Genomic DNA, 13303 nt, shown 5'->3' with positions numbered 1-13303 from the left:
ACCTGTTTTTATACGTCTGGACGTCCACACTATCACGAAAGTAAAAAAGGTCGCGAGGAGGGGGATAGGATCAGCGGAAAATTTTTTAAAATTTGTTTCCGGGAAATTTTTCCTGCGTAAGCGCAAGGAAAATGAAACGAATTTACGGCAGTATGTAAATACTAATGAGAACTACTATCAATTCGACGCTGTTTTGATATTATTATGCTCAGATTTTGTGATTTGCGTCCTGGAGATACCGAGTGGGTAATAATTTGATGCAGACGGACCTCTCCGTCTGGGGCATGTATCATCATGCCGACATCGTAGTGAAGATTGTGATGATCGGCTTGATTCTGGCGTCCGTCGTCACCTGGGCTATTTTCTTTAGCAAGAGCGTAGAGCTTATCTCGCACAAGCGCCGTCTTAAGCGCGAGCAGCAGCAGCTGGCCGAGGCCCGCACCCTGAATCAGGCGAGCGACATGACCTCTTCCTTCCAGGCCAAAAGCCTGACCACCCAGTTAATCAACGAAGCCCAGAACGAGCTCGAACTTTCTGCAGGCAGCGAAGATAACGAAGGGATTAAAGAGCGTACCGGCTTCCGCCTCGAGCGTCGCGTTGCGGCCATTGGTCGTCATATGGGCCGTGGTAACGGCTACCTGGCGACTATCGGTGCGATTTCACCGTTCGTTGGTCTGTTTGGTACGGTCTGGGGCATCATGAACAGCTTCATCGGCATCGCCCAGACGCAAACCACTAACCTCGCGGTTGTGGCACCGGGCATCGCAGAAGCCCTGCTGGCGACGGCGATTGGTCTGGTTGCAGCTATCCCGGCGGTAGTCATCTACAACATCTTCGCCCGTATGATCGGCAGCTACAAAGCCACCCTCGGTGACGTTGCCGCTCAGGTCCTGCTGCTGCAAAGCCGCGATCTGGACCTCAGCGCCAGCTCGGTGAAGCCGGTCCGTTCTGCTCAGAAATTACACGTAGGTTAATTCGTCATGGCAATGCGTCTTAATGAAAATCTGGACGATAACGGCGAAATGCACGAAATCAACGTGACGCCGTTTATCGACGTCATGCTGGTTCTGCTGATTATCTTCATGGTTGCTGCGCCGCTGGCGACGGTGGACGTGAAGGTCAATCTGCCCGCGTCATCCAGCCAGCCGCAGCCGCGCCCGGAAAAACCGATTTATCTGTCCGTGAAAGCCGATAAATCCATGTTCCTGGGTAACGATCCGGTGACTGAGGAGTCGGTGATCCCGGCGCTGAATACCCTGACCGACGGCAAGAAAGACACTACCGTCTTCTTCCGTGCCGATAAGACCGTCGACTACGAAACCATGATGAAGGTAATGGACACGCTGCATCAGGCGGGTTACCTGAAGATTGGCCTGGTCGGCGAAGAGAAGACAGTCGCGAAATAAACAAAAACGGCAACCCCAAGGGTTGCCGTTTTTGTATTTGCCCGGTGGCGCTACGCTTACCGGGCCTACGTTCAACATGTAGGCCGGGTAAGGCGAAGCCGCCACCCGGCGCTGCACCACTACCCCAGATGTTCCCCGCCGCACACCCCGTGCACTTCCGCCGTCACATAGCTTGACTCCTGACTTGCCAGATAGACATACACCGGTGCCAGCTCCGCAGGCTGCCCTGCGCGCTTCATCGGGGTCTGCTGACCAAACTGTGGGATTTTCTCCTGAGTCTGGCCGCCGGAGATTTGTAGCGCCGTCCAGATAGGCCCTGGGGCCACCACGTTGACGCGCACGCCGCTCTCTGCCACCTGTTTCGCCAGCCCGCGGCTGAAGTTAAGGATAGCCGCTTTAGTTGAAGCGTAATCCAGCAGATGGGCGCTGGGCTGATAGGCCTGGATCGACGAGGTGGTGATAATGCTCGCCCCGGCGGGCAGCAGCGGCAGCGCTTCCTGGGTTATCCAGAACAGCGCGAACACGTTCACCGCGTAGGTCTGCTTAAACTGCTCCGTCGTCAGGTCGGCAATCTTTTCGACCGCAACCTGCTTACCGGCCACCAGCGCCAGCACATCCAGCCCGCCCAGTTCCTGATGGGCTTTATGCACCAGTGAACGAGCAAATTTTTCATCGCTCAGGTCGCCGGGGATCAGCACCGCTTTGCGTCCAGCTTCTTCAATCAGCTGCTTCACCTGCTGCGCATCTTCTTCTTCGGCAGGCAGATAGTTAATGGCGACATCCGCTCCTTCACGCGCGTAAGCGATGGCGGCAGCGCGTCCAATGCCTGAATCGCCCCCTGTCACCAGTGCCTTACGATCCTGTAGTCTGCCGCTGCCCTTATAGCTCTTCTCGCCGCAGTCCGGCACCGGCTCCATCTTGCTTTGCACCCCGGGGGCAGGCTGCTTCTGCTGTGGATATTCGCCGGTGTGGTACTGGGTTTTAGGATTCTGAATTTTGCTCTGGGAATTTGCCATTGAGGTTCTCCTTGAGTGGTTAGTCAGGCTTTAAGCTTAGGAGAATCACCCAGGAAGTGAGGATCATTCAGGATAATCCTTAAATCAGCAACGGGCGAGGCGGTACGAACTGGCGGGGTTTACGGCTTTTGCGGAGGGATGTCGGCTTTCGCGGCCAGCACGTCTTCATTCAGTGCGACTGTGGTCACGCTGGATGTGCGATAGCCCTGATCGGCCAGCTTACGGGTAACACGCAGGGTGGCGGTTTCACGTGCCCGCAAATACTGATAATTGGTTTCCAGGCGGGCCAGTATTTTATCTTTTAAGTCTGGTCGCTGCTGCATAATGGCGTTTATTGTCGCGCCGTAGATCTCTTCTTTAACCTGCAAAGGGTAAATTTCACGACGGTTTTGCCATTTCAGACGCACCAGACCGGCGGGAATGGAGAGCAGCTCTTTCGCAATGCGTTGTATTTCCGCATTTTTAATCTCTTTAAGTGCAGCCAGGTTTTGCTCTAAGATAAATTCATCGCTCTTTTTATCATCTAAAGCTAAATAAACGTTGTTGTTATCAACATCCTTCACGTTATTCATCCCCTAGCTTATAAAAAATGGGCGTGTTTTTTTCGCAAGTAATTAGATTCAGCCAGATGTCATTACCGGCTTCGTTTATCTCATCGGTTTTTTCCGTCAATATTTGACTTAGTGCTTGCGCGTCTATTTCCCCCTCCGCTTGCAGATCATTGAGCAAACGGGCGAAGACCTCGATTTTAACTACCCGGAATAACCGGTCCTTTATATGGCGGTCGTGCTCTTCGAGCAACATATTGCGGGAGTTACCGGTACGGGTAACACCAATTAATATATCGGGCGCATAATCTGCGAGTGTTCTTTTCCCCTTAGTGAAATTTGCATTGCTTTCTGCTTCTGGTGGTTTCGGTTCCACGGAAGAAATGTGAAACTTAGCCGGGACCAGATTGTCGGGCAACATTTTATATTTCCTTTAATTTCAACAGGGTAGGGTTGTCTGGAGTGTGAGATTCGTTGACAATAACATGAGGCAAATTTAAAATCAAAAAAAATGGAGCCTGCCTATATGAACAGCATTTTTTATACTGTCATTACTTTGTTATTGCTTACTGCCGTAGTTCTTTTATTGATGCGCGAGTTCAATAAAAGTAGCGAAGCGGAGAACGCGCACGCCTCTGCCCAGCCAGAGCGGATGTCAAAAGAAGAGGGCGAAGACCATTTTTCGGTGTTAATGAATGCGATTACGCCGGTTTGGTACTGGCGTGTTAATCATGAATATATTGATTTCCTCCATGCCACAATTAAACGAATGAATATGGTGGAAATAAATAGCATTCCTGACCTGTTTGAGGCGCAGCGTCGTTGCAGCGATCTTAACTCGGCGGTCTACAAATATTACGACAATATCAAGAAGCGCTGCCTGAATGGTGAGAAAGTGTCGCATTCCGATCTGGAGGTAATGAACCTGAGCCAGTGTTTTCGTGAGTTCAGCCTTGAGGCTTATCCATCGCTGGTCGTACTGGTTTGGCCGGAATATCAACGTCCTGTCGTTAAGCCGGAGCAGGTATAGGGGCGTTGTTGTTTAGTTGTTGCAAACACTTTACCCCGTTGCGATATACTGCGCGCTGGTTTCGTTTGCAGACAGGACTCTATGGAACGCTTCTTTGAAAACGCAATGTACGCCTCCCGCTGGCTGCTGGCCCCGGTCTATTTTGGCCTCTCGCTGGCGCTGGTGGCCCTCTGTATTAAATTCTTCCAGGAAATTTTTCACGTCCTGCCGCATATATTCAGTGTCGCAGAATCCGACCTGATCCTGCTTCTGCTGTCGCTGGTGGATATGACCCTGGTAGGCGGCCTGCTGGTGATGGTGATGTTCTCAGGCTACGAAAATTTCGTCTCGCAGCTGGATATCTCCTCTGATAAAGAGAAGCTGAGCTGGCTGGGTAAAATGGACGCCTCGTCGCTGAAAAACAAAGTGGCCGCCTCGATTGTGGCCATCTCGTCGATCCACCTGCTGCGGGTGTTTATGGATGCCAAGAACATCCCGGATAACAAGCTGATGTGGTACGTGATTATCCACCTGACGTTTGTGCTGTCGGCGTTTGTGATGGGATATCTGGATAAGCTGAGCCGCAAGTAAATACGCGGCCGGGATCCTCTCTCCCCGACGGGGAGAGAGGCAAACACTATTTATCTGATGACGCCTGCCACAGATTCAGCTGCCCGTCGGCCACGTGCCGATCAATCCGCTGCAACTCATCCTCGCTAAAGTGCAGATTATTCAGCGCCTGCACGTTCTCCTCCAGCTGCTCCGTCCGGCTGGCGCCAATCAGCACTGACGTCACGCGCTCATCCTTCAGCAGCCAGCTCAGGGCCATCTGCGCCATCGTCTGACCGCGTTCCTGCGCCATCTCATTCAACAAACGCAGGCTGTTGAGGTTAGCGTCGGTGAGCATATTCTCGGTCAGGCCGCGCGCTTTTTTACCTTCGCGCTGCATACGGGAGCCGTCAGGAATGCCGTTGAGGTACTTCCCGGTCAGCAGCCCCTGCGCCAGCGGCGTAAAGGCGATACAGCCGGTGCCGTTAGCCGCCAGGATATCCAGCAGGCCGCTCTTGTCCACCCAGCGGTTGAGCAGGTTATAAGAGGGCTGATGGATAAGCAGCGGGATTTTCCACTCGCGCAGCAGCTCCGCCATTTTCTGGGTGCGTTCCGGTGAATAGGAGGAAATGCCGACGTACAGCGCCTTACCGCTCTGTACCGCCTGCGCCAGCGCCGAGGCCGTCTCTTCCATCGGCGTGTTCTCATCCACCCGGTGCGAGTAGAAGATATCGACGTAGTCCAGGCCCATCCGCTTCAGGCTCTGGTCGAGACTGGCGAGCAGATACTTGCGCGAGCCGCCCGCACCGTACGGGCCCGGCCACATGTCATAGCCTGCTTTGGTGGAGATAATCAGTTCATCGCGATACGCCGCGAAATCATCGCGCAGCAGGCGGCCAAAATTTTCCTCCGCGCTGCCCGGCGGTGGGCCATAGTTATTGGCGAGATCGAAGTGAGTAATGCCGCAGTCAAAGGCTTTTCGCAGCAGAGCGCGCTGTGAATCGAGGGCGTGGACGTGGCCGAAGCTGTGCCACAGGCCGAGTGACAGGGCGGGTAAGCGCAGGCCGCTTTTTCCACAGTAACGGTACTGCATGGTCTCGTAGCGGTTCGGGGAGGCGTTCCAGGGCATGATGTCTCCTTTCTGATGATTGATTTTCGAAACAGCGTTTCTATTCTATCCTTTGTTCGTTCACAATTCATGGAGATATGCGATGACGCGTATGACCGCCAAAGACTTTCCTCAGGAATTGCTCGACTACTACGATTATTACGCTCACGGCAAAATCAACAAACGTGAGTTCCTCAATCTGGCTGCCCGCTATGCTGTCGGCGGCGTCACGGCGCTGGCGCTGTTCAATATGCTCAAGCCCAATTACGCCCTCGCAGAGCAGGTGAAGTTCACCGATCCCGACATTTTGCCCGAGTACATTACCTATCCCTCGCCGGACGGTCATGGCCAGGTGCGCGGCTATCTGGTGAAACCGGCTAAAGCCACCGGTAAAGTCCCGGCGGTGGTGGTGGTGCACGAAAACCGCGGCCTTAATCCCTACATTGAGGATGTGGCGCGTCGGGTGGCGAAAGCGGGGTACATCGCGCTGGCGCCGGATGGCTTAAGCTCGGTGGGCGGTTATCCCGGTAACGATGAAGAAGGGAAGGTCCTGCAACAGAAGGTTGATCCAACGAAGTTGATGAACGACTTCTTTGCCGCCGTCGGGTTTATGGAAAAACACCCGGACGCCACGGGCAAGGTAGGGATCACCGGTTTCTGCTATGGCGGTGGGGTCTCTAATGCCGCAGCGGTCGCCTGGCCGGAACTGGCCTGCGCGGTGCCTTTCTATGGTCGCCAGCCCCCAGCGGCGGATGTTGCCAAAATCAAGGCTCCGCTCCTGCTGCATTACGCCGAACTCGACAAGAATGTTAACGAGGGCTGGCCTGCTTATGAAGCCGCGCTTAAATCTAACGGCAAGGTATATGAAGCCTGGATCTATCCTGGCGTAAACCACGGATTCCACAATGATTCTACCCCGCGTTACGACGAGCCCGCCGCGGAATTAGCCTGGAAAAGAACCCTGGGATGGTTTGAGAAATATTTGAGTTAACCTGCCTGAAAATGCCCGGCAGGCATCCCACTGCCGGGTCCGCATTATTTATTGCGCCCGACAATAGTCTTTTTGCTTTATGACATTTTTATTACCGTCAGATAACAGAAATGCAATGCTACTCATCCCTTAATCATTATGCGGGTAAAGGTGGAATAGATGCTTTATATTTGCAACTTTATGAAATATAAAGGCAGGTTATTTTAAGGGGTAATGCCACCAATGCCGCATCTTAATTTCCACACTTATTAAACAGAAATAAAAAGTTTTATAAAATTAGCCAATAAAAGTACCGCTTCGCATTTTATTGCCGATAACGAGGGTAATACTCGCCTCCGGGCGATATCTCCCTCATGGCAAGGAAATAAATATGCAGGTGTTTCGTAATTTCACGATCCGGTTCGTCATGCTGACGATTCTGGGGATTTTCTGTTTAATGTGGGCGGGCGTTGGGCTGTACGGCTCCTGGGCACTGTCCCGCGTTGCCGATGGCAATGAGGTCGATCGGCAGCTGGTCAAACAGATGACGGTGCTCAGCCAGGGTAACGATCAGTACTTCCGCTTCGTCACCCGTCTGAGCCGGGCGATGGACGTGCAGGCGGCGGGCGGTACGGCGGATCTCACCTCCGTCCAACAGGCGCTGGACACCATGAGCAATAAGCTCGAGGAGATGAAAGCCATGTCGCCGGGGCCGATGGATGCGCAGATCTCATCCCAGGTGATCGCCAGCTGGCAGGCGCTGCTGGAGAACGGCGTAAAGCCCCAGATGCAGTTCGCGCAGCAGGGCAACGTTGATGCTTATCGCCAGCAGGCGAATAACGTCACCCCACCGCTGAGCCGGGCCTTTGGCGACAGTGCCGGAAAATTCAATAAAGCTGCCGACAGCATTCTCGACAGTACCCGCGTGACGGTGGACGGCCTGACCAGCTTCACCCGGACGGTGATCGTCACCGCGACCATCATCGGTCTGCTGATCCTGCTGTTCGCCGATCGCTACCTGGTCGCCATGCTGGTGAAACCTCTGGATCAGCTCCGCCACCACTTTCGTCAGATTGCCCAGGGCGATCTCAGCCAGCCGATTGCCCCCTTTGGCCGTAACTGCGTGGGCCAGCTGGTGCCGCTGCTGACGGCGATGCAGGACAGCCTGCGCGAAGCGGTCAGCACCATCCGCAGCGGTAGCGAGAATATCTGGCGCGGCGCCACGGAGATCTCCAGCGGCAATAACGATCTTTCGTCGCGTACCGAAGAGCAGGCGGCGGCGCTGGAAGAGACGGCGGCCAGCATGGAGCAGCTCACCGCCACGGTGAAGCTGAACGCCGACAATGCCCGTCAGGCCAGCGAGCTGGCGGATCTGGCCTCTCTCACCGCCAGCCGCGGCGGGGCGCTGGTGGATAACGTGGTCAACACCATGACCGGCATCTCCGTCAGCTCGAAGAAAATCGCGGAGATCACCAGCGTCATCAACAGCATTGCCTTCCAGACCAATATTCTGGCCCTCAACGCAGCGGTAGAAGCGGCGCGCGCGGGTGAGCAGGGGCGTGGTTTTGCAGTGGTGGCGGGCGAGGTACGTAATCTCGCCAGCCGCAGCGCCAGTGCGGCAAAAGAGATCGAAGGGCTGATTACCGATTCCGTCTCCCGGGTGGAGGAGGGCGCCCGACTGGTGAACGATACCGGCACCACCATGGAGGCGGTGATGCGTGATATTACCGGCGTGACCACCATCATGAAGCAGATTGCCGCCGCCTCGGAAGAGCAGAGCAAAGGCATTTCGCAGGTGGGGGTGGCGATCACTCAGATGGACGGCGTGACCCAGCAGAACGCCTCGCTGGTGGAGCAGGTGTCGGCCGCGGCCTCCGCGCTGGAGCGTCAGACCGAGGAGCTGCAACGCTCGGTGCAGAAGTTCCGTCTGGCGAGCTAGCGGCGGCCGGGCTGCACGTCGCTGATCAATTGGGTCACCTGTGAAAGGTGACCAATTTTCACTTCACTGGACCGCTGAAACTTGCTTTTGTCGATTAACAGCAGCGACTGGCTGGCACGGCTGAGAAGCTGCGACTTAAAACCCGCGCTGTGCGGGGTGGGATCCCACATCACACCCTGCTCATCCACCCCTTCGCACGAGAAAATAAACAGGTCGATCTCCAGCGCCTTCAGCTGCGTCACCAGAGCCGGGTTCACATAGCAGCGATATTTCCGCTCCAGCGTTCCGCCCGAGCAGATCAGGGTGATGCGTTCGCGCTTCGCCAGCTCAAGGCAGATGGGCAGGCTGTTGGTAAATACCGTCAGGGCGATATCCGGCAGCTGCCGCGCCAGATGAAAACAGGTTGAGCTGGCGTCCAGGGCCAGAGTCATCCCGTCGGTGACCCAGTCCAGGGCGTGACGGGCAATGTCGGCTTTGTCGGCGTAATGGCTTTTCAGCCGCGCACCAAAGGGTTCGCCGCCGTCGCGGTGGTCCGGGTGAATGGCCCGCGCTCGCCCGTGATGGCGAACAATCTTGCCCTGCTGCTGAAGCTGTTTCAGATCCCGGCGAATCGTCTCTTTGCTGACCCTAAGCTCCGCGGCAAGGGCGTCTGTGGTCAGCCAGTCGGACGCCGCCAGCAGGCGGATAAGGTCCTGATGACGGGTGCTTTTCATGACTGCGTTCCGGTTCGGGAGACAGAGATTAGCGTCTGGCCAATCGCCACGCCATTCTTGCCGGTGTGCTTGATCTGGTACATCGAGCGATCGGCGCGGCGCAATGCATCGACGAAATCATCCTGCTCCTGCACCTCATCGATCCCCACCGAGGCCCCCACCTGCGCCTGGCCGTTATCCAGCTCGAACGGCGTCAGGGCCGCATTCAGGCAGAGGTGTGCGGTGCTGTTTACCAGCAGACTGGCGAGCGGGAAGGGCAGCAGCAGGACAAACTCGTCCCCACCCAGACGCCCGACCACAGCGCCCGGCGGGCAGGTGTCGCGCAGACGCTGGCTGAGCTGGATCAATAGCTCATCGCCGCTGCGGTGACCGAAGGTATCGTTCACCGTTTTAAAATCATCCAGATCGATAAAAGCAATGCACAGCGCCCCCTGGGCTTTGAGCTGCGCGAAGTGCGTGAGCAGCGCATGGCGGTTGGCAAGGCCGGTGAGCGGATCGTGGTTCGCCAACTGGGCAAGCTGCTCCTCGTACTGCTTCTCTTTAGTCATGTCGATGTGCGTGCCAGTCACCTTCAGGGGGTTCCCCTGCTCATCCCATTCGGTGACGCGGCCGCGATCCAGCACCCAGGTGACGGTGCCGTTTTTGTGCTGCATCCGGTGCAGTGCTTCGTAGAAGGGGGTTTTGCCGTGCAGATGATCGTAGAACGCATCAAGCACGTTCTGCCTGTCATCGGGGTGCAGATGCTCACGCCAGATCTCAAACTGCGCGCTCAGCTCCTTGGGCTGATAGCCCAGCATGGAGCCCCAGCGGCGGTTATAGATAATCAGCTTCCCGGTCGGAACATCAAGCTGCCATAAACAGAGACCCGTCCCGTCGAGCGCAGCGCTGAGCTTGTTGCGGGCGTCACGCGCCAGCCTGGCAAGCCGGGCGTTGTGCTTTTTGAGAATCTGAATCTGATGTTCCAGCGCCTTTTCTGACATGCGAATAATCTGAAGAAAGAAATTATTGATGCCAGTTTACCGGATGGTTGTAAATATGCTGTTGAAAAAAGAGGGAGGTTTGCGTTAAGGCCTGTTACCCCTAAAGAAGGCAAGAAGGCATAATCGCATCGCTGTATAATGTTGTATATAGCGAATGCGAGGACATGATGAAACAGCAATTATGGCAAGCTTTAACCCTGGGCGTAGTGGCTTTACTGCCTCTCTCTTCTCAGGCCTCCCGCACGATCACCGACCAGACTGGACGCACCGTGACGATCCCCGATGAGGTTGACCGCGTGGTGGTGCTTCAGCATCAGACCCTGAACCTGCTGGTGCAAATGAACGCCAGCGACAAAATCGTTGGGGTGATGGCGAACTGGAAACAGCAGCTGGGCGACGGCTATGCGCGTCTGGCCCCCGAGCTGAACCAGAAAACGACCCTGGGCGATCTGACCCACGTCGACCCGGAAAAGCTGGTGGCCCTGAAGCCAGATGTGGTGTTTGTCACCCACTACGCGCCGCAGGAGATGATCGACAAGATAGCCAGCCTCGGTATTCCGGTGGTCGCCATTTCTCTGCGTCACGATGCCGCGGGTGAAAAAGCGAAAATGAACCCCACGATGGCCGATGAAGAGCAGGCTTACGATCTCGGGCTACGTGAAGGGATTACCTTGATCGGCGAGATTGTTAACAAGCAGCCCGAAGCGAAAGCGCTGATTGACGCCACCGATCGGGGCCGCAGGATGGTCAGCGATCGTCTGAAAGATATTCCGGCGGAAAAACGTGTTCGCGCCTACATGGCTAACCCGGAACTGACCACCTACGGCGCCGGGAAATACACCGGGCTGATGATGGCGCATGCGGGGGCGGTTAACGTGGCGGCGGCGACCATTCAGGGCTTCAAAGCCGTGGCAATGGAGCAGGTGATCGCCTGGAACCCACAGGTGATTTTCGTCCAGGACCGGTACCCGTCCGTGGTCAACGAAATCAAAACCGGCGCGCAGTGGCAGACCATTGACGCGGTGAAAAATCAGCGCGTCTACCTGATGCCGGACTACGCCAAAGCCTGGGGCTACCCGATGCCGGAGGCGATGGGCATCGGCGAGCTGTGGATGGCGAAAAAGCTCTACCCGGAGAAGTTTAAGGACGTGGATATGCGCAAAGTGGCCAACGAATGGTATCAGCGCTTCTATCGCACCACCTGGCAGGGGATCGACTGATGCGCGTGCTGGCGGCAGGCAGCCTGCGCAGGGTATGGCCGCAATTACTGGCCCACTTTCCGGAACCGGTTGAAACACGGTTCGGCCCGGCTGGGCTGTTACGGGAACGTATTGAATTGGGGGAGGCCTGCGATCTCTTTGCCTCGGCCAATCTTGCCCACCCGCAGTCGCTGCTGGCTGCCGGACGGGCGCAATACGTGGCGTTGTTCGCCAGCAATAGACTCTGTCTGACCGTGCGCAGTGAGGTGCTGCGCGAGGACGATGACTGGCGCTCGGTGCTGAACCGGGAAGAGCTGCGCATTGCCACCTCGACGGCGGGCGCCGATCCGTCCGGGGATTACACGCAGACGCTCTTTACCCGGATGGGGGGCGCTGGCGGGGCGGTGAAGAGACGGGCGATGGCCCTGGTGGGGGGGCGAGGATCGGCCCCCGTTCCGGCGGGCAAGCTGGCAGCAGAGTGGATTATCCAGAGCGGGCAGGCGGAGGTCTTTATCGGTTACGCCAGCTACGCGGCCACATTGCGCGAGATAGCCGGGCTGACGGTTATCGACATCCCGGCACCCATTAACCCACGTGCAGAATATGCCTGCGCGGTGATGACGGCGCAGGGGCAACGGCTGGCGGATTTTCTACGGTCGGATAAGGCAAAAGCGATCCTGCACCAGGCGGGTTTCGGTGCGTAATTCTGCCGGGTGGCGCTGCGCTTACCCGGCCTACAGGTTCGTAGGCCCGGCAAGCGCAGCGCCGCCGGGCAATGGGTCAGCGCATTAACCCTGACGTTTGTCTTCGGTATTGGTATCAAAATCGCTCGCCGCATGACGCTCATGCAGCTGCTCGTTCAGCTCGCCGTTAGTGCGGTTGACGATACGCCCGCGCTTCACCGCCGGACGGCTGGCGACATCTTTCGCCCAGCGCTGGACATTCTTGTAGCTCTCTGCGTCGAGGAACTCCGCCGCGCCATAGACCTGGCCGAGCGCCACGCTGCCGAACCACGGCCAGATGGCGATATCCGCAATGCTGTACTCTTCCCCCGCCACGTAGCGGCCGCGCGCCAGCTGTTTATCCAGCACGTCGAACAGGCGTTTGGCTTCCATGGTGAAGCGGTCGATCGCGTACTCAATTTTCACCGGCGCGTAGTGATAGAAGTGACCAAACCCGCCGCCGAGGAACGGGGCGGCGCCCTGCAGCCAGAACAGCCAGTTCAGGGTTTCTACCCGGCCCGCCGGATCTTTTGGCAGGAAGTGACCGAACTTCTCCGCCAGATAGAGCAGGATATTGCCGGATTCGAACACGCGGGTGGGCGGCGTGGTGGAGTGGTCGCGCAGGGCCGGAATTTTGGAGTTCGGGTTGACCTCAACAAAGCCGCTGGAGAACTGATCGCCCTCGCCGATGCGGATCAGCCAGGCGTCATACTCTGCACCGGTGACGCCCAGCGCCAGCAGCTCTTCCAGCAGGATCGTCACCTTCTGGCCGTTCGGCGTGCCCAGGGAGTAAAGCTGCAGCGGATGCGAACCGACCGGCAACGCTTTGTCATGCGTGGCGCCCGAGATCGGACGGTTGATGCTGGCGAACGCGCCGCCGTTGGGGTTCTGCTTCCATTCCCAGACTTTCGCTGGCTGGTAGTTGTTGTCGGACATGTTGATCTGCCTTTTTGGGATGTGTTGAGGCAGTTTAGCAGGCATTACGTGAACGGTTTAACGAAGTGAGCGCATAAGCATATGCACTATTCCTTCTGGCGCTTATATATATAAATTCCGCATAAGCTTAATCAAAAACGGCATTTTCATTGTTAATGCGTAAGGGCTTAAAGCTGAATATGATGCGCAAACAGATATCTGTGAAAAA

The 13303-nt window shown here is 56.4% G+C and carries 15 protein-coding genes; 8 read left to right on the top strand and 7 right to left on the bottom strand.

The genetic code is table 11. The annotated features are described in order from the left end of the window. Positions 1 to 242: 242 nt before the first annotated feature. Positions 243 to 974: a tol-pal system-associated acyl-CoA thioesterase gene (exbB, locus tag ACP4QI_RS18765; RefSeq protein ID WP_156264634.1), complete on the top strand. Its 732-nt coding sequence runs from the start codon at positions 243 to 245 to the stop codon at positions 972 to 974. A 6-nt stretch (positions 975 to 980) separates the two neighbouring features. Continuing rightward, the gene (gene exbD, locus ACP4QI_RS18760; RefSeq protein ID WP_142487094.1) at positions 981 to 1406 is read left to right on the top strand and encodes a TonB system transport protein ExbD; all 426 of its coding nucleotides are present in this window, start codon (positions 981 to 983) and stop codon (positions 1404 to 1406) included. A 119-nt stretch (positions 1407 to 1525) separates the two neighbouring features. Here exbD and ACP4QI_RS18755 read toward each other — a convergent pair whose 3' ends face one another. From ACP4QI_RS18755 to ACP4QI_RS18745, 3 genes are all read right to left on the bottom strand, one after another. Next, positions 1526 to 2422, bottom strand: coding sequence for an SDR family oxidoreductase (locus tag ACP4QI_RS18755; protein WP_285129095.1), 897 nt, complete (start codon positions 2420 to 2422; stop codon positions 1526 to 1528). A 119-nt stretch (positions 2423 to 2541) separates the two neighbouring features. After that, positions 2542 to 2994 carry a cytoplasmic protein gene (locus tag ACP4QI_RS18750; protein WP_142487092.1) on the bottom strand — a complete coding sequence of 151 codons (453 nt, stop codon included), beginning with the start codon at positions 2992 to 2994 and terminating at the stop codon, positions 2542 to 2544. Next, positions 2987 to 3391 (bottom strand): hypothetical protein, encoded by a 405-nt coding sequence (locus ACP4QI_RS18745; RefSeq protein WP_142487091.1) that lies wholly within the window; start codon positions 3389 to 3391, stop codon positions 2987 to 2989. Before ACP4QI_RS18745 ends, ACP4QI_RS18750 begins: the two co-directional genes overlap by 8 nt. A gap of 105 nt (positions 3392 to 3496) precedes the next feature. Here ACP4QI_RS18745 and ACP4QI_RS18740 point away from each other — a divergent pair, with 105 nt between their 5' ends. Further along, complete coding sequence (locus tag ACP4QI_RS18740; RefSeq protein WP_142487090.1) at positions 3497 to 4000, top strand: ESA_00282 family adhesion-associated protein; 504 nt, start codon at positions 3497 to 3499, stop codon at positions 3998 to 4000. Between the two features lie 81 nt (positions 4001 to 4081). Next, positions 4082 to 4570, top strand: a complete 489-nt coding sequence (locus ACP4QI_RS18735) for a TIGR00645 family protein (protein WP_103822854.1) — start codon at positions 4082 to 4084, stop codon at positions 4568 to 4570. A 46-nt stretch (positions 4571 to 4616) separates the two neighbouring features. Here the strand turns inward: ACP4QI_RS18735 and ACP4QI_RS18730 are convergent, their stop codons facing one another. Continuing rightward, the gene (locus ACP4QI_RS18730) at positions 4617 to 5657 is read right to left on the bottom strand and encodes an aldo/keto reductase (RefSeq protein WP_156264633.1); all 1041 of its coding nucleotides are present in this window, start codon (positions 5655 to 5657) and stop codon (positions 4617 to 4619) included. An 82-nt stretch (positions 5658 to 5739) separates the two neighbouring features. Between ACP4QI_RS18730 and yghX the strand changes: the two genes are divergently transcribed. Continuing rightward, complete coding sequence (yghX, locus tag ACP4QI_RS18725; protein WP_156264632.1) at positions 5740 to 6627, top strand: YghX family hydrolase; 888 nt, start codon at positions 5740 to 5742, stop codon at positions 6625 to 6627. A gap of 370 nt (positions 6628 to 6997) precedes the next feature. After that, positions 6998 to 8545 carry a methyl-accepting chemotaxis protein gene (locus ACP4QI_RS18720; protein WP_156264631.1) on the top strand — a complete coding sequence of 516 codons (1548 nt, stop codon included), beginning with the start codon at positions 6998 to 7000 and terminating at the stop codon, positions 8543 to 8545. Here the strand turns inward: ACP4QI_RS18720 and fucR are convergent. Together fucR and ACP4QI_RS18710 are read right to left on the bottom strand one after the other, a co-directional pair. Next, positions 8542 to 9258 (bottom strand): L-fucose operon activator, encoded by a 717-nt coding sequence (gene fucR / locus ACP4QI_RS18715; protein ID WP_142487086.1) that lies wholly within the window; start codon positions 9256 to 9258, stop codon positions 8542 to 8544. The genes ACP4QI_RS18720 and fucR overlap by 4 nt on opposite strands. Further along, positions 9255 to 10238, bottom strand: coding sequence for a diguanylate cyclase domain-containing protein (locus ACP4QI_RS18710; protein ID WP_426495791.1), 984 nt, complete (start codon positions 10236 to 10238; stop codon positions 9255 to 9257). Before ACP4QI_RS18710 ends, fucR begins: the two co-directional genes overlap by 4 nt. A gap of 167 nt (positions 10239 to 10405) precedes the next feature. On the opposite strand from ACP4QI_RS18710, the gene ACP4QI_RS18705 reads away from it, so the two are divergent. Together ACP4QI_RS18705 and ACP4QI_RS18700 are read left to right on the top strand one after the other, a co-directional pair. After that, entirely contained in the window at positions 10406 to 11458 is a 1053-nt protein-coding gene (locus ACP4QI_RS18705) for an ABC transporter substrate-binding protein (protein ID WP_426495792.1), read from the top strand. After that, positions 11458 to 12141, top strand: coding sequence for a molybdate ABC transporter substrate-binding protein (locus ACP4QI_RS18700; RefSeq protein WP_426495793.1), 684 nt, complete (start codon positions 11458 to 11460; stop codon positions 12139 to 12141). The genes ACP4QI_RS18705 and ACP4QI_RS18700 overlap by 1 nt, the downstream gene beginning before the upstream one ends. Before the next feature lie 84 nt (positions 12142 to 12225). Here the strand turns inward: ACP4QI_RS18700 and yghU are convergent, their stop codons facing one another. Then, complete coding sequence (gene yghU, locus ACP4QI_RS18695) at positions 12226 to 13095, bottom strand: glutathione-dependent disulfide-bond oxidoreductase (protein ID WP_142487082.1); 870 nt, start codon at positions 13093 to 13095, stop codon at positions 12226 to 12228. Between the last annotated feature and the right edge of the window lie 208 nt (positions 13096 to 13303).

Origin of the sequence: Leclercia sp. TB492 (assembly GCF_049974505.2) — a bacterium.
GTDB classification, from domain to species: Bacteria; Pseudomonadota; Gammaproteobacteria; order Enterobacterales; family Enterobacteriaceae; genus Enterobacter; species Enterobacter adecarboxylatus_C.
The sequence above is the reverse complement of the archived record's forward strand: the minus strand, read 5'-3'. Positions and strand labels throughout refer to the sequence as shown.

Excerpts from the sequence above, each read along its gene's own strand:
- fucR (WP_142487086.1), bottom strand. The coding sequence starts at position 9,258 with ATGAAAAGCACCCGTCATCAGGACCTTATCCGCCTGCTGGCGGCGTCC.
- ACP4QI_RS18735 (WP_103822854.1), top strand. The coding sequence starts at position 4,082 with ATGGAACGCTTCTTTGAAAACGCAATGTACGCCTCCCGCTGGCTGCTG.
- ACP4QI_RS18705 (WP_426495792.1), top strand. The coding sequence starts at position 10,406 with ATGAAACAGCAATTATGGCAAGCTTTAACCCTGGGCGTAGTGGCTTTA.
- ACP4QI_RS18755 (WP_285129095.1), bottom strand. The coding sequence starts at position 2,422 with ATGGCAAATTCCCAGAGCAAAATTCAGAATCCTAAAACCCAGTACCAC.
- ACP4QI_RS18720 (WP_156264631.1), top strand. The coding sequence starts at position 6,998 with ATGCAGGTGTTTCGTAATTTCACGATCCGGTTCGTCATGCTGACGATT.
- ACP4QI_RS18745 (WP_142487091.1), bottom strand. The coding sequence starts at position 3,391 with ATGTTGCCCGACAATCTGGTCCCGGCTAAGTTTCACATTTCTTCCGTG.
- ACP4QI_RS18730 (WP_156264633.1), bottom strand. The coding sequence starts at position 5,657 with ATGCCCTGGAACGCCTCCCCGAACCGCTACGAGACCATGCAGTACCGT.
- yghU (WP_142487082.1), bottom strand. The coding sequence starts at position 13,095 with ATGTCCGACAACAACTACCAGCCAGCGAAAGTCTGGGAATGGAAGCAG.
- ACP4QI_RS18710 (WP_426495791.1), bottom strand. The coding sequence starts at position 10,238 with ATGTCAGAAAAGGCGCTGGAACATCAGATTCAGATTCTCAAAAAGCAC.
- ACP4QI_RS18750 (WP_142487092.1), bottom strand. The coding sequence starts at position 2,994 with ATGAATAACGTGAAGGATGTTGATAACAACAACGTTTATTTAGCTTTA.
- ACP4QI_RS18740 (WP_142487090.1), top strand. The coding sequence starts at position 3,497 with ATGAACAGCATTTTTTATACTGTCATTACTTTGTTATTGCTTACTGCC.
- yghX (WP_156264632.1), top strand. The coding sequence starts at position 5,740 with ATGACGCGTATGACCGCCAAAGACTTTCCTCAGGAATTGCTCGACTAC.
- ACP4QI_RS18700 (WP_426495793.1), top strand. The coding sequence starts at position 11,458 with ATGCGCGTGCTGGCGGCAGGCAGCCTGCGCAGGGTATGGCCGCAATTA.
- exbD (WP_142487094.1), top strand. The coding sequence starts at position 981 with ATGGCAATGCGTCTTAATGAAAATCTGGACGATAACGGCGAAATGCAC.